General features: G+C 45.8%; 20 protein-coding genes, 4 tRNA genes and 2 rRNA genes. 20 read left to right on the forward strand and 6 right to left on the reverse strand.

Features of this window, described 5'->3' with window-relative positions; translation table 11 throughout:
- Nucleotides 1–281: 281 nt before the first annotated feature.
- The 3 genes from QWZ13_RS03615 to QWZ13_RS03625 all read left to right on the forward strand — a co-directional run bounded on the left by QWZ13_RS03615 (nt 282) and on the right by QWZ13_RS03625 (nt 3,734).
- Nucleotides 282–3,283, forward strand: a 23S ribosomal RNA gene (locus QWZ13_RS03615).
- A gap of 161 nt (nt 3,284–3,444) precedes the next feature.
- Nucleotides 3,445–3,560: ribosomal RNA gene (rrf, locus tag QWZ13_RS03620) — 5S ribosomal RNA — on the forward strand.
- A gap of 45 nt (nt 3,561–3,605) precedes the next feature.
- Complete coding sequence (locus QWZ13_RS03625) at nt 3,606–3,734, forward strand: hypothetical protein (protein ID WP_290280566.1); 129 nt, start codon at nt 3,606–3,608, stop codon at nt 3,732–3,734.
- Between the two features lie 84 nt (nt 3,735–3,818).
- On the opposite strand, the gene QWZ13_RS03630 is transcribed toward QWZ13_RS03625, so the two are convergent.
- A complete protein-coding gene (locus QWZ13_RS03630) occupies nt 3,819–3,995 on the reverse strand; it encodes a hypothetical protein (RefSeq protein WP_290280550.1) in 177 nt (58 codons plus the stop codon).
- Nucleotides 3,996–4,006: 11 nt separating this feature from the next.
- Complete coding sequence (locus QWZ13_RS03635; RefSeq protein WP_290280567.1) at nt 4,007–4,213, reverse strand: hypothetical protein; 207 nt, start codon at nt 4,211–4,213, stop codon at nt 4,007–4,009.
- Between the two features lie 121 nt (nt 4,214–4,334).
- Here QWZ13_RS03635 and QWZ13_RS03640 point away from each other — a divergent pair, with 121 nt between their 5' ends.
- Together QWZ13_RS03640 and QWZ13_RS03645 are read left to right on the forward strand one after the other, a co-directional pair.
- Nucleotides 4,335–5,681, forward strand: coding sequence for a cytochrome P450 (locus tag QWZ13_RS03640; protein WP_290280568.1), 1,347 nt, complete (start codon nt 4,335–4,337; stop codon nt 5,679–5,681).
- Between the two features lie 79 nt (nt 5,682–5,760).
- Entirely contained in the window at nt 5,761–6,717 is a 957-nt protein-coding gene (locus QWZ13_RS03645) for a GrpB family protein (RefSeq protein ID WP_290280569.1), read from the forward strand.
- A 182-nt stretch (nt 6,718–6,899) separates the two neighbouring features.
- On the opposite strand, the gene QWZ13_RS03650 is transcribed toward QWZ13_RS03645, so the two are convergent.
- The 3 genes from QWZ13_RS03650 to QWZ13_RS03660 form a co-directional block, all read right to left on the reverse strand.
- Nucleotides 6,900–7,064 carry a hypothetical protein gene (locus QWZ13_RS03650; protein ID WP_290280570.1) on the reverse strand — a complete coding sequence of 55 codons (165 nt, stop codon included), beginning with the start codon at nt 7,062–7,064 and terminating at the stop codon, nt 6,900–6,902.
- Between the two features lie 51 nt (nt 7,065–7,115).
- A complete protein-coding gene (gene fusA, locus QWZ13_RS03655; protein WP_290280571.1) occupies nt 7,116–9,209 on the reverse strand; it encodes an elongation factor G in 2,094 nt (697 codons plus the stop codon).
- Nucleotides 9,210–9,285: 76 nt separating this feature from the next.
- Nucleotides 9,286–9,462, reverse strand: coding sequence for a hypothetical protein (locus QWZ13_RS03660; RefSeq protein ID WP_290280572.1), 177 nt, complete (start codon nt 9,460–9,462; stop codon nt 9,286–9,288).
- 16 nt (nt 9,463–9,478) lie between these two features.
- Between QWZ13_RS03660 and QWZ13_RS03665 the strand changes: the two genes are divergently transcribed.
- The 12 genes from QWZ13_RS03665 to rplA all read left to right on the forward strand — a co-directional run bounded on the left by QWZ13_RS03665 (nt 9,479) and on the right by rplA (nt 16,031).
- Nucleotides 9,479–10,441 (forward strand): biotin--[acetyl-CoA-carboxylase] ligase, encoded by a 963-nt coding sequence (locus QWZ13_RS03665; protein ID WP_290280573.1) that lies wholly within the window; start codon nt 9,479–9,481, stop codon nt 10,439–10,441.
- Complete coding sequence (locus QWZ13_RS03670; protein ID WP_290280574.1) at nt 10,435–11,145, forward strand: type III pantothenate kinase; 711 nt, start codon at nt 10,435–10,437, stop codon at nt 11,143–11,145. Before QWZ13_RS03665 ends, QWZ13_RS03670 begins: the two co-directional genes overlap by 7 nt.
- Before the next feature lie 9 nt (nt 11,146–11,154).
- Complete coding sequence (locus QWZ13_RS03675) at nt 11,155–11,823, forward strand: SPOR domain-containing protein (protein ID WP_290280575.1); 669 nt, start codon at nt 11,155–11,157, stop codon at nt 11,821–11,823.
- 158 nt (nt 11,824–11,981) lie between these two features.
- A tRNA-Tyr gene (locus QWZ13_RS03680) sits at nt 11,982–12,065 on the forward strand.
- 16 nt (nt 12,066–12,081) lie between these two features.
- Nucleotides 12,082–12,155 (forward strand) — tRNA-Gly (locus QWZ13_RS03685).
- Between the two features lie 11 nt (nt 12,156–12,166).
- Nucleotides 12,167–12,241: transfer RNA gene (locus QWZ13_RS03690), tRNA-Thr, on the forward strand.
- 76 nt (nt 12,242–12,317) lie between these two features.
- A complete protein-coding gene (gene tuf / locus QWZ13_RS03695; RefSeq protein WP_290280576.1) occupies nt 12,318–13,541 on the forward strand; it encodes an elongation factor Tu in 1,224 nt (407 codons plus the stop codon).
- Between the two features lie 229 nt (nt 13,542–13,770).
- Nucleotides 13,771–13,846 (forward strand) — tRNA-Trp (locus QWZ13_RS03700).
- Nucleotides 13,817–14,251, forward strand: a complete 435-nt coding sequence (gene secE / locus QWZ13_RS03705; protein WP_353958967.1) for a preprotein translocase subunit SecE — start codon at nt 13,817–13,819, stop codon at nt 14,249–14,251. The genes QWZ13_RS03700 and secE overlap by 30 nt, the downstream gene beginning before the upstream one ends.
- A gap of 13 nt (nt 14,252–14,264) precedes the next feature.
- A complete protein-coding gene (nusG, locus tag QWZ13_RS03710) occupies nt 14,265–14,798 on the forward strand; it encodes a transcription termination/antitermination protein NusG (protein ID WP_216001690.1) in 534 nt (177 codons plus the stop codon).
- A 103-nt stretch (nt 14,799–14,901) separates the two neighbouring features.
- Nucleotides 14,902–15,336 carry a 50S ribosomal protein L11 gene (rplK, locus tag QWZ13_RS03715; RefSeq protein ID WP_216001689.1) on the forward strand — a complete coding sequence of 145 codons (435 nt, stop codon included), beginning with the start codon at nt 14,902–14,904 and terminating at the stop codon, nt 15,334–15,336.
- Nucleotides 15,336–16,031, forward strand: coding sequence for a 50S ribosomal protein L1 (gene rplA, locus QWZ13_RS03720; RefSeq protein WP_290280578.1), 696 nt, complete (start codon nt 15,336–15,338; stop codon nt 16,029–16,031). The genes rplK and rplA overlap by 1 nt, the downstream gene beginning before the upstream one ends.
- 19 nt (nt 16,032–16,050) lie before the next feature.
- Here rplA and QWZ13_RS03725 read toward each other — a convergent pair whose 3' ends face one another.
- Nucleotides 16,051–16,296: a hypothetical protein gene (locus QWZ13_RS03725; RefSeq protein WP_290283442.1), complete on the reverse strand. Its 246-nt coding sequence runs from the start codon at nt 16,294–16,296 to the stop codon at nt 16,051–16,053.
- Between QWZ13_RS03725 and rplJ the strand changes: the two genes are divergently transcribed.
- From rplJ to QWZ13_RS03740, 3 genes are all read left to right on the forward strand, one after another.
- Nucleotides 16,224–16,718, forward strand: a complete 495-nt coding sequence (gene rplJ, locus QWZ13_RS03730) for a 50S ribosomal protein L10 (RefSeq protein ID WP_216001687.1) — start codon at nt 16,224–16,226, stop codon at nt 16,716–16,718. The genes QWZ13_RS03725 and rplJ overlap by 73 nt on opposite strands.
- 70 nt (nt 16,719–16,788) lie before the next feature.
- Nucleotides 16,789–17,157, forward strand: a complete 369-nt coding sequence (rplL, locus tag QWZ13_RS03735) for a 50S ribosomal protein L7/L12 (protein WP_216001686.1) — start codon at nt 16,789–16,791, stop codon at nt 17,155–17,157.
- A gap of 38 nt (nt 17,158–17,195) precedes the next feature.
- On the forward strand, nt 17,196–17,321 hold the full coding sequence (locus QWZ13_RS03740) for a hypothetical protein (RefSeq protein ID WP_290280579.1): 126 nt from the start codon (nt 17,196–17,198) through the stop codon (nt 17,319–17,321).
- Nucleotides 17,322–17,377: the final 56 nt, after the last annotated feature.

The following is a 17,377-nucleotide window of genomic DNA, read 5'->3' on the forward strand; positions in this document are numbered from 1 at the left end:
TTAAAAATCTAGAAGAGTTCTCAAAATTATATATGAAGATATATCGTTGTTAAGCGAGCGTCTGTTGTGATGACAGAGTCGTTTAATAACAACTCAAGCGTAAAAACTAGTATCAACAGTCACGCGTCAGTTCTCTTGTGAATTGGCGCCGAGAAAACGCGCATTAACTAGGCGTTGGCTGAGTGAGCGCAGGCGCATACATCAGTATGCAACTAAGTGAACGAAGACAACAACGACGTTAAGGTGGGTTTGATCAAGCCAGAAACTTTTTTGGGTTATATGGTCAAGTGACTAAGCGTACACGGTGGATGCCTTGGCAATCAGAGGCGATGAAGGACGTGATAATCTGCGATAAGCGCGGGGGAGCCGATAAATAGGCATTATATCCCGCGATTTCCGAATGGGGGAACCCAGCTGTTATAAGACAGTTATCTCACACTGAATACATAGGTGTGAGAGGCAAACCCGGGGAACTGAAACATCTAAGTACCCGGAGGAAAAGAAATCAACCGAGATTCCCTAAGTAGCGGCGAGCGAACGGGGAGCAGCCCTTAAGCTGTGGGGACGTTAGTGGAAGCACCTGGGAAGGTGCGCCGTAGTGGGTGATAGCCCCGTACACGAAAACTAACCGCAGTGAAATCGAGTAGGTCGGGACACGAGAAATCTTGACTGAAAATGGGGGGACCATCCTCCAAGGCTAAATACTCCTGATTGACCGATAGTGAACCAGTACCGTGAGGGAAAGGCGAAAAGAACCCCTGTGAGGGGAGTGAAATAGATCCTGAAACCGTGTACGTACAAGCAGTGGGAGCCCCATCACTAAGTGACTTGGCAGGTCGTTTAGTATGATGGCTAAGCTTAGTAACATTGCCGAGCGACGCTCGGGAATGCAACCGTTTTTAAATAAGCGGGAGGTTACTTAGTGATGGGGTGACTGCGTACCTTTTGTATAATGGGTCAGCGACTTACATTTTGTGGCGAGGTTAACCGAATAGGGGAGCCGTAGGGAAACCGAGTCTTAACTGGGCGTCCAGTCGCAAGGTGTAGACCCGAAACCGAGTGATCTAGCCATGGGCAGGTTGAAGGTTGAGTAACATCAACTGGAGGACCGAACCGACTAACGTTGAAAAGTTAGCGGATGACCTGTGGCTGGGGGTGAAAGGCCAATCAAACTCGGAGATAGCTGGTTCTCCTCGAAATCTATTTAGGTAGAGCCTCGGATGAATACCACTGGGGGTAGAGCACTGTTAAGGCTAGGGGGTCATCCCGACTTACCAACCCTTTGCAAACTCCGAATACCAGTGAGTACTATCCGGGAGACACACGGCGGGTGCTAACGTCCGTCGTGGAAAGGGAAACAACCCAGACCGTCAGCTAAGGTCCCAAAGTTTTGGTTAAGTGGGAAACGATGTGGGAAGGCTCAGACAGCTAGGAGGTTGGCTTAGAAGCAGCCATCCTTTAAAGAAAGCGTAATAGCTCACTAGTCGAGTCGGCCTGCGCGGAAGATATAACGGGGCTCAAACCAAACACCGAAGCTACGGACTTGCGTTTAGGCGTGAGTGGTAGAGGAGCGTTCTGTAAGCGGATGAAGGTGAGTCGAGAGGCTTGCTGGACGTATCAGAAGTGCGAATGCTGACATGAGTAACGATAATGGGAGTGAAAAACTCCCACGCCGAAAGATCAAGGGTTCCTGTCCAACGTTAATCGGGGCAGGGTGAGTCGGCCCCTAAGGCGAGGCTGAGAAGCGTAGTCGATGGGAAACGGGTTAATATTCCCGTACTTGAGTGTAGTGCGAAGGGGGGACGGAGCAGGCTAGGTCATCCACGCGTTGGTTGTCGTGGTTCAAGCGTGTAGGCTGAGTGTTTAGGTAAATCCGGACGCTCGTGAAGGCTGAGACGTGATGACGGTGTCTCTACGGAGACCGAAGTGATTGATGCCATACTTCCAGGAAAAGCCTCTAAGCTCCAGCTACACTGAAACCGTACTCTAAACCGACACAGGTGATCAGGTAGAGAATACCAAGGCGCTTGAGAGAACTCGGGTGAAGGAACTAGGCAAAATGGTGCCGTAACTTCGGGAGAAGGCACGCTGCTGGCGGTGACGAGATTTACTCTCTGAGCTACTGGCAGTCGAAGATACCAGGCCCCTGCGACTGTTTACTTAAAACACAGCACTCTGCAAACACGAAAGTGGACGTATAGGGTGTGACACCTGCCCGGTGCCGGAAGGTTAATTGATGGGGTTAGCGTAAGCGAAGCTCTTGATCGAAGCCCCGGTAAACGGCGGCCGTAACTATAACGGTCCTAAGGTAGCGAAATTCCTTGTCGGGTAAGTTCCGACCTGCACGAATGGTGTAACGATGGGGGCGCTGTCTCCACCCGAGACTCAGTGAAATTGAAATCGCTGTTAAGATGCAGTGTATCCGCGGCTAGACGGAAAGACCCCGTGAACCTTTACTATAGCTTCACACTGGACTTTGAATGTATTTGTGTAGGATAGGTGGGAGGCTTTGAAGCAGCGACGCTAGTTGTTGTGGAGCCAACCTTGAAATACCACCCTGATACATTTGAGGTTCTAACGCAGGCCTCGAAACGAGGTTGCGGACCGTGTGTGGTGGGTAGTTTGACTGGGGCGGTCTCCTCCCAAAGAGTAACGGAGGAGTACGAAGGTGCGCTAAGCATGGTCGGAAATCATGCGGTTAGTATAATGGCAAAAGCGCGCTTGACTGCGAGACGGACAGGTCGAGCAGGTACGAAAGTAGGTCATAGTGATCCGGTGGTTCTGTATGGAAGGGCCATCGCTCAACGGATAAAAGGTACTCCGGGGATAACAGGCTGATACCGCCCAAGAGTTCACATCGACGGCGGTGTTTGGCACCTCGATGTCGGCTCATCACATCCTGGGGCTGAAGCCGGTCCCAAGGGTATGGCTGTTCGCCATTTAAAGTGGTACGCGAGCTGGGTTTAGAACGTCGTGAGACAGTTCGGTCCCTATCTGCCGTGGACGTTGGAAAATTGAGAAGAGCTGCTCCTAGTACGAGAGGACCGGAGTGGACGAACCGCTGGTGTTCGGGTTGTCATGCCAATGGCATTGCCCGGTAGCTACGTTCGGACGGGATAACCGCTGAAAGCATCTAAGCGGGAAGCCCCCTTCAAGATAAGTTTTCCCTGAGACTTTAAGTCTCCTGAAGGGCCCAGTAAGACTAACTGGTTGATAGGCAGGGTGTGTAAGCGTTGTGAGGCGTTGAGCTAACCTGTACTAATTGCCCGTGCGGCTTGGCCATATAACGCCAAAAGAGTTTTGATTGTTGATAGCTAACGTTTGAATACATCTGAATATATAAGAACTTTCTCAGCCTCGGCTAAGAAAGAGAGAGCTGTTCTAGTACCCAATTGCGTAAAGCGTGGTAGCGCATATACCACCACGAGTTACACAACCAGTTTGCTTGACGACCATAGAGCGTTGGAACCACCTGATCCCATACCGAACTCAGCAGTGAAACGACGTATCGCCGATGGTAGTGTGGGGTTTCCCCATGTGAGAGTAGGTCATCGTCAAGCGCCAAACCTAAGAACCCCAGCAGAGAGATCTGCTGGGGTTTTTTTATGCGCTTAACGAAACGTCAAGTCTGCCCGCAGCCCGGCCAAATAAAACAAAGCCCGTTAGGATATCCTAGCGGGTTTTTTGCTGTGTGGAAGAAAAGTTCTGGGCTGCTGACTGCGAGCTGCGGGTAAGGTTAAAAGATTGCGTTCATTGGCATGCTGCACCGCGGTGGCTGAATGGCTGCCCTCGGTCGCGGTGAATACGTCCTTGTACGCTTAAGTTCGCCATCCTTGGCTCACATACCCGAGGTCAACCACACAGCCACCACGGCTTGGGTCAGCTGAGAAACAAGGTATATGCACCAAATAACTTGTAGGAATCTTCGGAGCGTAGTGGAGAGATGACCATTGAGCTGCAAGTTTATAGCTGCAAGCTGCTAGCGAGACAAACACATTGCATCACCTTAAAAGATCGCGTCTCCGCAGGCTTCGATCGCTCCTACGCAACAATAAAACTGAAGATGGCAACAAATAAAGCCTTGAGGGTGTGGGTGGGTTGAGTGGGTATCTGAGCCATGGATGGCGAAGTTAAGCGGCGCATGGATGAGCGAACAGCGACCACTCAAGCCATCCACACGCTCAAGGCGACCACTGACACCTGAGGCGATCACCGACACCTAAGGCGAAAGGAAAAGCAGCTATACCCCAAAGCCGTCCACAGCCACCGAAAGTACAAAGCTTTGGTAACTAAACGGACAACTGACACCGAATGGGGGTGCTCTTCAGTCTAAAATGCAGTATGTTAATCTGACTATGTCATGGAGCTGCCGCATGAAGACCTATACCGATATCCCTATTGACCCTTGGTATCAACAAACTCTACACACATTGGCATTTGTCAGTGACGCCCCTAAGTTTTTTGATCGACAAATGAAGAAGCACGGTAAGACCTATCGCTGTAAGATTTTGGGCAAAGAGTATGTTCGAGCGCATGGTCCTGACATAGCTCAACTCATATTTAAGAATAGTAGTGATAGCGTTCAAACTGGGCTCGGCTGGCAGCCTGTGCTGGATAGTTTTTTTCCAAATGGATTGTTACTAAAAGATGGTAAAAACCATATTACCCATCGGCGCATAATGCAGCATGGCTTTAATAAGCCGGCAATGCTCAACTACTTTAAGCAAATTCAACGTTGGGCGGATGACTTTACAGCGGATATAGCTAGTGGCCGCGAAATAGATTTCTTCCCATACATAAAAGAGCAGACGTTAGATTTAGCACTGAAAATGTTTTTGGGGCTAGATTATAAAGCTGAGTTTGGCCAAAAGATCGCAACCGCTTTTAGCGATACTGTTGCAGGAACTTTAGGTCTAGTTCGAGTCCCCTTACTTAACACAAAATATCATAGAGGCATCAAAGGTCGGCAAACCTTAGTCGAAGCGTTCACCACTTTAGTACAGCAACGTAGATTGGAGCCTAATGATGACTTAGTTAGTTACATGATCAGTGCTCGCGACGAAGATGGCTCTGAGTTTAGTGATCAACAGATTGTTGATCATCTAATTTTTACTATGATGGCCGCACATGATACGACGGCTAGCTCAATAACGTCTCTTATTTACCAGGTGACCAAAGCACCTCATTGGCAAAAAGTGCTCCAAGAGGATGCAGATTCACTGAAGGAGTTTAGCTACGATTCATTAAGTATGCTTGAACAGACAGAGCATATATTTAAAGAGACATTACGAATTAACCCTCCTTTGGTGAGCATACCTCGTTATTTGTCAAAAGATGTAGAGTTAAGTGGCTATGCTATTCCAGCTGGCACTCGCACAGGCGTTAATATTTTTCAAACTCATCGAGATCAAGAGTATTGGAGTAATCCAGAGCAATTTGACCCTGATCGATTTGATAGAAAAGAAGACAAAAAACACCCTTACCAGTTTATTCCATTTGGCGGAGGTGTGCATAAATGTATCGGAATGCACCTGTCGATGATGGAGGCAAAAATATTGCTTCGATCCATATTTCAAAAGCTGTCAGTTGAGCGAACAGAGCCTGAATTAGATATAGCAGTTGCTACGGCTCCCATTTGGCATCCAAAGGTTCCAATGAAAGTTCGCTTTGTGCCTCGATAAAATGGCTTACCGAAGGCATTGGCTTAGCAAAAAGTAGTATCGACCAGTTAATGATTCAATATAGATAGGAAAAATTTGTTTGAATATTAAGACCGTTAATCATGTTCAAGTTTCTATACCTGTTGGAGGCGAGCAAGCAGCGAGAGATTTTTATGTCGGTGTTTTAGGGTTAATTGAAATACCTAAGCCCATGGTTCTCAGAAAAAATGGTGGCCTTTGGGTAGATGCTGGCAATATTCAAATTCACTTTGGTAGTGAAGATAATTCAAATAGGTCAACTACTAAAGCCCATGTGGCGTATGAAGTTCCTAATTTAGATGCCATTAGAGAAAGCTTAGCCAAAAATAGAATTGAGATTACAGATAGCATTCCAATTCCTGGGTACCAACGTTTCGAATCTCGTGACCCTTTTGGAAACCGAATAGAATTTATGGAAAAGGTTTTAGCAGGGCAGAGTTCATCCTCGGCAAAGATACAAATTGTTCCTTATACGCCAAGGTGGAAAGAAGAGTTTGAAGCGATTCGAGCTAAATTATTAGAAATTCTAGATAGCGGCATTCAAAGAATAGATCATATTGGTTCAACTTCTTTGGTAAACCTGGCTGCAAAAAATGTCATTGATATTCAAATAACTGTAGAAAATTTAGAAAACAAAAGCATTATAAAAGCGCTAGAGTCTTTAGGTTTTATTCATCTGCCTGAGATCAAGTTTGATAATCTAGTTGGGTTTAGTGCTAGTTCAAATGAACTTAAAAAACATTTTTTTAAAGAACCTCTAGGGGAGCGAAGGATGCATATTCACGTTCGCGAGAGTGGACGAGTAAATCAAGAATACCCAATTTTATTTCGTGATTTCCTTCGTGCGAATAGCGATGTTAAAGGGGCATATGAACAAGTAAAGCTAGAGCTTGCTAGAAGATTCTCACATGACTCGAATGCTTATTACGCCATAAAAGATCCATACATGGATACGATTTATAAAGCCGCAAAAATTTGGGCGAGAGAAGTAGGTTGGGTCTGCAGAAAGGCAAAGTAGTAGGAATCATCGGAGCGCAGCGGAGAGATGATCTTTGAGCTGCAAGTCTATAGCTGCAAGCTGCAAGCGAAAGAAAACAGAAGCCAAAGTTAATTACTTGTATCACCTAAAAGCTATCGCGTCTGCGCAATCTTCGATCGCTCCTACCTAAAAACAAATACGAAGGTGGCAACTCAAAAAGTCTAGAGGGTGTTGATGGGTTGAGCGGGTATCTGAGCCATAGGTGGCGAAGTAAAGCAGTGTAGTTCGCGCGAACAGCGACCGCTCAAGCCATCCACACCTACTAGGTGATCCAGTGCCACAGCACGAAGCCAAGCCTCAGTAAAAGACCACTTTCCAAAAGGCAATAAAAAACCCGAGGACCTAAAGGCGCTCGGGTTTGATATTAAAAAGTAAGCTTACTTCTTAGCAGCAGCTTGCTTTTCTTTTTCTTCAGCGATCACAGTCTCTGCAACGTTAGCAGGGCAAGGCATATAGTGGCTGAATTCCATAGAGAATTGACCACGGCCTGAAGTGATTGTACGTAGGTGACCGATATAACCGAACATTTCTGAAAGAGGAACGTCAGCTTTAATACGAACACCAGTAACACCCGCTTCCTGATCTTTGATCATGCCACGACGACGGTTTAAGTCACCAATAACATCACCAACGTTGTCTTCAGGAGTGAACACATCAACTTTCATGATCGGTTCAATTAACTGAGGACCTGCTTTCGGGATAGACTGACGGAAAGCGCCTTTAGCCGCGATTTCGAAGGCAACAGCCGAGGAGTCAACAGCGTGGTAACCACCATCGTACAACTCAACTTCAACGTCTAGAACTGGGAAGCCAGCTAGAACACCTTGGTCCATCATAGACTTGAAGCCTTTCTCTACAGCTGGGAAGAATTCTTTAGGAACGTTACCGCCCACAACAGAAGAGCTGAAAGTGAAACCAGTACCTGGCTCGCCCGGCTTAATGCGGTAGTCAATTTTACCGTACTGACCAGAACCACCTGATTGCTTCTTATGCGTATAAGAATCTTCAACAGTCTGTGTAATTGTTTCACGGTAAGCAACCTGTGGTTGACCTACTTCTAGTTCAACGCCATAAGTACGCTTCAAGATATCAACCTTAATGTCTAGGTGTAATTCACCCATACCTTTAAGGATTGTTTCACCTGAATCTTCATCAGTTTCAACTTGGAAAGATGGATCTTCTGCAACCATTTTACCGATCGCAACACCCATTTTCTCAGAACCACCTTTGTCTTTAGGCTTAACAGCAATAGAGATTACTGGCTCAGGGAAGATCATTGGCTCAAGAGTACAAGGGTGCTTAGGATCACAAAGTGTATGACCAGTTTGTACGTTCTTCATACCAACAACAGCGATAATGTCACCCGCTTGTGCCGTACTTAACTCAGTACGGTCATTTGCGTGCATTTCAACCATTCGGCCAATACGTTCAGTTTTACCAGTGAACGAGTTTAATACCGTGTCGCCTTTGTTCAAAACACCCGAGTAAATACGGATAAAGGTTAACGCGCCGAAACGGTCATCCATGATTTTAAACGCCAATGCGCGTAAAGGCTCTTCTGTAGAAACTAATGCAACTTCACCAGTAGGTTCACCGGTTTCGGCATCAGTTAATGGCTGTGCGTCAACTTCAGTAGGAGAAGGTAAGTAATCTACAACGGCATCTAGTACTAGCTGAATACCTTTGTTCTTAAATGCAGAGCCACAGTAAGTTGGGAAGAAGGCTAGGGTACGAGTACCGTCACGGATGCACTGCTTGATCTGCTCAACAGTTGGCTGCTCGCCTTCCATGTAAGCCATTAGAAGTTCATCGTCTACTTCAAGAGCCGTCTCGATCAACTTCTCGTGGTATTCTTCAACTTTATCAACCATGTCAGCAGGAACGTCTTCAACTACATAGTTTTCAGGTTGTCCAGTTTCATCCCAAATGTAGGCTTTCTTAGATAATACGTCTACGACACCAACGAAATCGTCTTCTATACCGATTGGAAGAGTCATAACAAGTGGCTTGGCACCTAGTACTTTCTCTACTTGACCAACAACGCGGTAGAAGTCAGCACCCATACGGTCTAACTTGTTAACCAAGATCAAACGAGCTACTTCTGATTCGTTCGCATAACGCCAGTTAGTTTCTGACTGAGGCTCAACACCGCCAGAACCACAGAATACGCCAATGCCGCCATCTAATACCTTCAAAGAACGGTAAACTTCAACAGTGAAGTCAACGTGCCCTGGAGTATCGATGATGTTCATGCGGTGGTCTTTCCAGAAACAGGTGGTCGCTGCAGACTGAATGGTAATACCACGCTCAGCTTCCTGTTCCATAAAGTCGGTAGTAGATTCACCGTCGTGTACTTCACCAGATTTATGAATTTTACCGGTAAGCTTTAGAATACGCTCAGTGGTTGTAGTCTTCCCCGCATCAACGTGCGCGAAAATACCAATGTTTCTGTAGTGTGATAATTCTGACATAGCTGCTTCTAATATAATGGGTTAAATTGGCGCGATAGTGTACAGGAAAAAGTTAAAAAAATGAGTATTATTTTTGTTATTTCTTATTCAATTGATGAAAAATATCTAATATCGGCAATACCAAAGTTAAATATCTAGGACTATCAACGCTAAAGGCCGTAAAATCGACCTCTGTAAGGCCATCTTGAGCTTTATTTTTAGAGGCGTGGCGGTAAAGCATCGCCAGATTCAGGCCTGAATTAAAGTGAATCAAATTGAAGGGGATCTTTTTGGATCAATTGTTAAAGTTGCTGAGTTTGCTATCGGTAGATCATTATCAGTCTGGCCAAGTGTTGGCCGATCAATTAAATGTATCTCGAGCTTCAATTTCAGCTTGGGTAGCAAAGTTAATCGAACTCGGGATTGATATTAACTCGATTAAAGGAAAAGGGTACCGTTTAGTTGAACCAGTAAACCTTCTCGATAAAAGCCGAGCTGTATCCTTGTTGCCTGCCCGTGTAAAAGCAGAAGTCTCTCATCTCGACGTTTGCGGAGAAACTCGTTCTACCAACGACGACGCACTTGAAAAAACAATGCAAGGGCAGTCTTGGCATATCTACGCTACAGAGCTGCAATCGCATGGCAAAGGTCGGCGCGGCAAAGCATGGCAAAGCCCATTTGCAAAGAATCTAATGTTTTCTATGGCTCGAAAGGGACCGCTCAGCTCAGATCTGCTTTACAGTGCTAGCTTAATAGTCGGCGTGGCCGTTGCGAGAGCCATTAGGCAATACAGTCATATAGAAGTAGGCTTGAAGTGGCCAAACGATATCTATGTGAACCGAAAGAAGCTGGGTGGTATTTTGTGCGAGATGCAAGGAAACCCGCAAGATGACCCTTTGTTAGTTGCTGGGGTAGGGCTTAATGTAGGCTATAACCCAGACGGTCTCGATTATGAAACCTGTTCCTTGGCCTCCTTGGGTGTTAATCAGCGGGACCGTACTGAGCTATTAGCGGCTATCGTTAATGAAACAATAGATGCATTCAGTGATGGTTCTGTTTTAAACGTAGCGTCACTATTAGATGAGTGGCGGAGTCTAGATATTATGTTAGATCGCCCCATTAAAATGATCAGAGGTGATCTGGTCGTGAACGGCGTTGCTAAAGGAATTGATAATAAAGGGCAATTATTGATGCAAGATGAGGAAGGGCATTTAAAAGTTCTGAACGGTGGAGAGGTGTCAATCCGATGGTAAGTGATCAGCCGCTTTTTCTGGATAGTGGGAATACGCGATTAAAGTGGGGTTATAAAGACCGTACAGGCTCTATTGAGGATAGCTCTGAGCTTACAGCTTTAATCCGACAATTTAATATATCTAATATTGTGTTGGCCAGCGTTACACAAAAGTGGACGCCGGCAACATTGAGCGGTTTGTTTCCAAGTATACTGGTGCGTAGTGCTATAGTTGAGCAGGGTTTAGACGGATTGATGCTTGCCTATAAGGATGAGTCATCGCTGGGTGTTGATCGTTGGTTAAATATGTTGGCGGCTATGCATCATTCCCCAACTGGGTTTAAGGTGGTCGTCAGCATGGGCACGGCAATGACAATTGATGTTGTTGACAGTAATCGGCATATAGGTGGATATATCGTTCCAGGCTTATTAACCCAAGCGAAATCGTTACATCAAAATGCATCAGCTTTACCAATGGTTGAGTTTAGTGGCGGGGCTGAATTGGGGGGGAATACTCAAGATTGTATTAATCACGGAATTCTAAGGTCAGCCGTGGCGCTCGTTGAGGCAACTGTTGCGCCCTTGGCTGGCCAAGCGATGGTTTTCGTGACTGGTGGCGATGCAGGTTATCTGTCAAACTCGTTAGGCGTAGAACATAAAGTAAATAGAAATTTAATATTCGATGGGCTAAAAACCTATTGGCTGGCGAAACATAGGGATGGATAGAGACGCGTTATGAAATGGATACTGATCATGTTGTTGCTTGTGAATGCATCATTATTTGGATACCAAGCTTGGCAGGCGCAGCAACCTGAGCAAGAGGTGGTCTCTTCTTTTTCTGTTCAGCACGGAAATTTAGCGTTAAGTGAAAGCCAGCAGGCGCGTCTTGCTAAGTCTGCTGAGGCCACTCAAACCAGCCAAAAGAGCACCCAAAGTACCTCTGCTAAGTGTGTTCGAATAACGGGTTTAAAAGAATCCGACAGCTTGCCAGTGGTGGAGTCCAGATTAAAAGCGCTGGAGCTAAACGTAAAACAGGTTAGAGCTAAAGAGTTATTGAAGCGAGAGTACCAAGTTGTTCTAGGCCCTTTTAATAGTATTGATCAAGCTCGCAGTGAAATGATCGCTATTAATGCAAAAGGATTTGAAAGCTTTGTTATTTCGAAAGGCGATTTAGCCAACAGCCTGTCTTTAGGGTTGTTTTCAACCAAAGAGAATGCACAGCGCAGATTAGCAGAGCTCTCTGCCGTTGATATTACAGCGCGAGCAATAGAGATAGAGCGCTTTAACGAAGCAATTCAGCTGGTGTTAGACAGCAAATCTTCTTTATTAATAGCTGATCCAACGCTGGCTTCCCTCGTTAATCAGTTCGAAGGTGTTGATTTTACTAGATTTATTTGCAATTAAGCTTGCATTCTTAAGATTTGATCACTATTATGCGCACCTCCTCGTTACGCGAGGGTAGTTGTCACGCGAAATGTTGGCTAAGTGCTTGTTCTAATTGAAAAAAGTTCAAATACATAGTTGACAGCAAAGAAGCCTTACGGCAAACTTTGCGCCCGTTTGGAGGGGTTCCCGAGTGGCCAAAGGGAGCAGACTGTAAATCTGCCGCGAAAGCTTCGATGGTTCGAATCCGTCCCCCTCCACCATTTAACTTTGCGTAATGCGGGTATGGTACAATGGTAGAACCTCAGCCTTCCAAGCTGATGATGCGAGTTCGATTCTCGCTACCCGCTCCATGACTTGTTAGGCTCGCGTAGCTCAGTGGTAGAGCACTCCATTGGTAATGGAGAGGTCACGAGTTCAAATCTCGTCGTGAGCACCATTAAAATTTTCTTGAGGCAGCACAAGTTATGGGTGACTGCCTTTTTTGCATGTGAAACATACTAGAGGCGTTGTTTATGGGTAAGGCTACTTTTGAACGTACTAAGCCCCACGTTAACGTGGGCACAATTGGTCACGTTGACCATGGTAAAACAACTTTAACAGCTGCGCTAACGCGTGTTTGTGCTGAAGTTTGGGGCGGCGCTGCCGTTGCATTCGACGGTATCGATAACGCTCCTGAAGAGCGTGAGCGTGGTATCACTATTTCAACTTCTCACGTTGAATACGATTCACCAATCCGTCACTACGCACACGTAGACTGCCCGGGTCACGCCGATTATGTTAAAAACATGATCACTGGTGCGGCTCAGATGGACGGCGCGATCTTGGTTTGTGGCGCGACTGACGGCCCTATGCCTCAGACTCGTGAGCACATCCTATTATCTGGTCAGGTAGGTGTTCCTTTCATCGTTGTATTCTTAAACAAAGCCGATCTTCTTGCTGAAGACTGTGGTGGTGTTGGTTCTGAAGAATACGCTGAGATGTTAGAGTTAGTTGAAATGGAAATCCGTGACCTATTGTCACAGTACGATTTCCCTGGCGACGATGCGCCAATCATTGCAGGTTCTGCATTGATGGCACTAGAAGGTAAAGACGACGACGGTCTTGGTACTACAGCGGTTAAGTCTCTAGTTGAAGCACTAGACTCTTACATCCCTGAGCCAGAGCGTGCGATCGACATGCCTTTCTTGCTACCAATTGAAGATGTATTCTCAATTTCTGGTCGTGGTACTGTTGTAACCGGTCGTGTTGAGCGCGGTATCATCAACTCTGGTGACGAAGTTGAAATCGTTGGTATCAAAGAAACAACTAAGACTGTTGTAACTGGTGTTGAAATGTTCCGTAAGCTGCTTGACGAAGGTCGTGCAGGTGAGAACATTGGTGCCCTTCTACGTGGTACTAAGCGTGAAGAGATCGAGCGTGGACAAGTATTGTCTAAGCCTGGTTCAATCACTCCGCACACTAAGTTCGAAGCTGAAGTATACGTACTAAGCAAAGACGAAGGTGGCCGTCACACGCCATTCTTCAAAGGTTACCGTCCACAGTTCTACTTCCGTACAACTGACGTAACAGGTGCTTGTGAGCTTCCTGAAGGCGTAGAAATGGTAATGCCTGGTGACAACATTAAGATGGAAGTTGAGTTAATCGCTCCTATCGCAATGGATGAAGGTCTACGTTTCGCGATCCGTGAAGGTGGCCGTACCGTTGGTGCTGGTGTTGTAGCTAAAATCATCGACTAATTTGTCGGTAGATTTATGAAAAGGGTGCTTCGGCACCCTTTTTTGTGGGCGTGTAAAAATAATTGTTAAAGTATTTTATGAAAAGACTGGAAAATCTCCATAAAATTCAATAACATGCGCACCTGATTTTTGTTCAAACAAATCTTTCTTAAGAATATTTAAAAAAGATTCAGATAGTGCTTGAAAAGCACGCTGGGCTGGCTTAGAATCCGCCGCCCAATTAAGTTATAGGCCAGTAGTTCAATTGGTAGAGCGTCGGTCTCCAAAACCGAAAGTTGCGGGTTCGAGTCCCCCCTGGCCTGCCATATTTTGTAATCAACAGCACAGGTAATCGCTGCATGAATGCTCAAGTGAATTCGTCAAACAGTGCGTTTGATTGGTTTAAGTGGATCGTGGTAGTCGCTCTCGTTGCGGGCACGGTTTACGGAAATTTTTACTTTGCTGAACAGTCATTGATTGTTCGTGTCGTTGTTGTGCTTGTTGCGTTGATCGTAGCATTGGGTGTTGCAGCTACTACGGAGAAAGGTCGTAGTGTGAATCGCTTGCGCCGTGATGCGTGGGTTGAAGTGCGTAAAGTCGTTTGGCCTACTCGCCAAGAGACAGTTCAAACAACAATGGTTGTTATCGGTTTTGTCCTTGTTGTTGCGTTGATCCTATGGGGTGTCGATACCTTGTTGGGTTTAGGCGTTAAAGCCATAGTTGAGCGATAGTAAGGAATAAATTATGTCAATGCGATGGTATGTGGTACATGCATATTCTGGTTATGAAAAGCGTGTGGCTGCTTCGTTGAAAGAGCAGGTTGAACTTCAAGGTATGCAAGATAGCTTCGGCGAAATTCTTGTGCCTACAGAGTCTGTTGTTGAGATGCGCGATGGCAAAAAGCGTAAGAGTGAGCGTAAATTCTATCCTGGATATGTATTAGTAGAGATGGATATGAATGACGAGTCATGGCACTTGGTGAAAGATACTCCTCGAGTTATGGGTTTTATCGGTGGGACGGCAGAGAAGCCAGCGCCACTAACCAGTAAAGAAGCCGAAGGTATCTTGCAGCGTGTGCAAGAAGGTTCTGAGAAGCCAACGCAAAAAACAATTTACGAGCCAGGCGAAATGGTTCGTGTTATCGATGGTCCGTTTGCAGACTTCAACGGTACGGTCGAGAAAGTGAATTACGAAAAGAGCCGCTTACAGGTGTCGGTATCGATCTTTGGTCGTGCTACTCCGGTTGAGTTGGAGTTCTCGCAAGTCGAGAAGAGCTAAAAGAAGCAAAGAACAAGCAACCTGGCTAGCGCCGGGTTTTTTGGTCTTTGTCTGTTGAACTGGGGAGCCGTTAGGCGTTTGCACCCAAAATGAGGAAGCTATAATGGCTAAGAAAGTACAAGCTTATATCAAGCTGCAAGTTAAAGCGGGTCAAGCTAACCCGAGTCCACCGGTAGGTCCTGCGTTGGGTCAGCACGGTGTAAACATCATGGAATTCTGTAAGGCGTTCAATGCTGAGACTCAAAAGCTTGAGCCAGGTTTGCCAGTTCCTGTAGTAATTACAGTATATGCAGACCGTAGTTTTACATTCATCACTAAAACTCCTCCTGCTGCGATTTTGTTGAAGAAAGCAGCTGGTATTACGAGTGGCTCTGGCCGCCCGAATACTGAAAAAGTTGGCACGGTTAAGCGCGCGCAATTAGAAGAAATTGCAACTGCAAAAGACCCTGACTTAACAGCAGGCGATATGGACGCTGCGGTTCGTACCATTGCTGGTACTGCTCGAAGCATGGGTTTAAATGTTGAGGGTGTAGAATAATGGCTAAGTTATCTAAGCGTGCTCGTTTAGCAAAAGAAAAAGTAGATCCAGTTAAGGCTTATAGTTTTGATGAGGCTTACGCTACTTTAAAAGAATTATCGACTGTTAAGTTTGTAGAGTCTGTAGATATCTCTGTTAACTTAGGTATCGATGCACGTAAATCAGATCAAAACGTACGTGGCTCTACTGTACTGCCAAATGGTACAGGTAAAGAAGTTCGTGTTGCGGTATTTTCTCAAGGCGACAACGCTGAAGCAGCTAAAGCTGCTGGCGCTGACGTTGTTGGTATGGATGATCTTGCTGAGCTAATGAAAGGCGGTGATTTGGACTTTGGCGTAGTTATCGCTTCTCCAGATGCAATGCGCGTTGTTGGTCAGTTAGGTCAGTTGTTAGGTCCTCGCGGCCTAATGCCTAACCCGAAAGTAGGTACTGTTACCGCTGACGTTGCTCAAGCAGTTAAGAATGCTAAAGCAGGTCAAGCACGCTTCCGTACAGACAAGAACGGTATTATCCACGCATGTGTGGGTAAAATTGATTTCGACGCAACTGCAATTAAAGAAAATGCTGAGGCATTGCTTGCAGACCTTAAGAAGCTAAAACCAGCTTCTGCAAAGGGTGTTTATCTTAAGAAAGTTTCACTATCGACCACTATGGGTCCTGGTGTCACTGTAGATTTAAGCACACTAAGCGTCTAAGAACCTTTGGGGTGCGGCCTTAGCGTCGCACAGTCAAAGACCGTAGGTGAGTGAGAGCTCTTAATTTCCTACGCAGACGGTAACCCGAGCACATATTATATGAGCTTACTCTGTTGCCGTTAAAACAGGTCAACCTGCAAAGGTTGAAAATAGGCTGACCCTTTAGAGGGTTGTTAATCAGGAGATTTTTCAGTGGCACTGAATCTCGAAGGCAAAAAAGCAATTGTTGCGGAAGTCGCTGCAAAAGCATTAGAAGCCCAGTCATGCGTCATCGCCGATTCACGCGGCGTTGAAGTGAATGATATGACTTCTTTGCGTGCAACAGCTCGTGACAATGGCGTATGGCTAAAAGTCGTACGTAATACGCTTGCTCGCCGTGCAGTTGAGGGTTCTTCTTACGAAGGACTAGCTGACCAATTCGTCGGCCCAACTTTAATCGCTTTTTCAATGGATCATCCAGGTGCGGGCGCCCGTATCTTGTCTGATTTTGCGAAAGAAAACGACAAGTTGGAACTTAAAGCTGCAATGTTCGAAGGGGAGATTACTCCTGTCGATCAATTGGCGAAACTACCAACATACGACGAAGCTATCGCGAAGTTAATGAGCGTGATGAAAGAAGCGTCTGCTGGCAAGTTAGTACGTACATTGGCTGCTTTACGCGACCAAAAAGAACAGGAAGCAGCGTAATTTCATTTAGAAATTACTTTGCTTATTAACGGTTTATTGGGGTTAACCCAAACAGATTAGGAATTATGTCATGTCTCTGACTAAAGACGATATCATTAATGCAGTTGCTGAGATGTCTGTAAAAGACGTTGTTGAATTGATCGAAGCAATGGAAGAAAAATTTGGCGTATCTGCAGCAGCTGCTGTAGCCGCTGGTCCTGCTGGCGAAGCTGGCGGTGCAGCTGAACAGACTGAGTTCGACGTAATGTTGACTGCTGTTGGCGACAAGAAAGTAAACGTAATTAAAGCAGTACGTGAAGTTACTGGCCTTGGCTTGAAAGAAGCTAAAGGTTTAGTAGACGCTGTTCCTTCTGCAATTAAAGAAGGCGTAGAGAAAGCTGAAGCTGAAGAAATTCAAGCTAAGCTAACTGAAGCGGGTGCTTCTGTAGAATTGAAGTAATTCAATTTAAATTGAGTGGCCTTAGCTGCTCAATTTGATTGGCTGGTAGCCTAATAGGTTACCGGCCTTTTCCTGTCTTACAGGGATACAATATTTACACTGCAGGAGTTTTTCTTGTAGTCTGGAACAAAGTGCGAGATTTTGCACTTGGGGCCTCTCGATAATGGGGCGCACAGGAAGTGAAAGTCGGAGTTATTAGACCTGTCTGCTGATAACTGAT

This window comes from Reinekea marina, from assembly GCF_030409715.1.
In the GTDB taxonomy this organism is placed as follows: domain Bacteria; phylum Pseudomonadota; class Gammaproteobacteria; order Pseudomonadales; family Natronospirillaceae; genus Reinekea; species Reinekea marina.

Bases quoted from the DNA above. Each gene is read 5' to 3' on its own strand.
- QWZ13_RS03625 (WP_290280566.1), top strand. From the start codon at position 3,606: ATGCGCTTAACGAAACGTCAAGTCTGCCCGCAGCCCGGCCAAATAAAA.
- QWZ13_RS03640 (WP_290280568.1), top strand. From the start codon at position 4,335: ATGCAGTATGTTAATCTGACTATGTCATGGAGCTGCCGCATGAAGACC.
- fusA (WP_290280571.1), bottom strand. From the start codon at position 9,209: ATGTCAGAATTATCACACTACAGAAACATTGGTATTTTCGCGCACGTT.
- QWZ13_RS03670 (WP_290280574.1), top strand. From the start codon at position 10,435: ATGGTAAGTGATCAGCCGCTTTTTCTGGATAGTGGGAATACGCGATTA.
- QWZ13_RS03675 (WP_290280575.1), top strand. From the start codon at position 11,155: ATGAAATGGATACTGATCATGTTGTTGCTTGTGAATGCATCATTATTT.
- tuf (WP_290280576.1), top strand. From the start codon at position 12,318: ATGGGTAAGGCTACTTTTGAACGTACTAAGCCCCACGTTAACGTGGGC.
- nusG (WP_216001690.1), top strand. From the start codon at position 14,265: ATGTCAATGCGATGGTATGTGGTACATGCATATTCTGGTTATGAAAAG.
- rplK (WP_216001689.1), top strand. From the start codon at position 14,902: ATGGCTAAGAAAGTACAAGCTTATATCAAGCTGCAAGTTAAAGCGGGT.
- rplA (WP_290280578.1), top strand. From the start codon at position 15,336: ATGGCTAAGTTATCTAAGCGTGCTCGTTTAGCAAAAGAAAAAGTAGAT.
- QWZ13_RS03725 (WP_290283442.1), bottom strand. From the start codon at position 16,296: ATGACTGGGCTTCTAATGCTTTTGCAGCGACTTCCGCAACAATTGCTT.
- rplL (WP_216001686.1), top strand. From the start codon at position 16,789: ATGTCTCTGACTAAAGACGATATCATTAATGCAGTTGCTGAGATGTCT.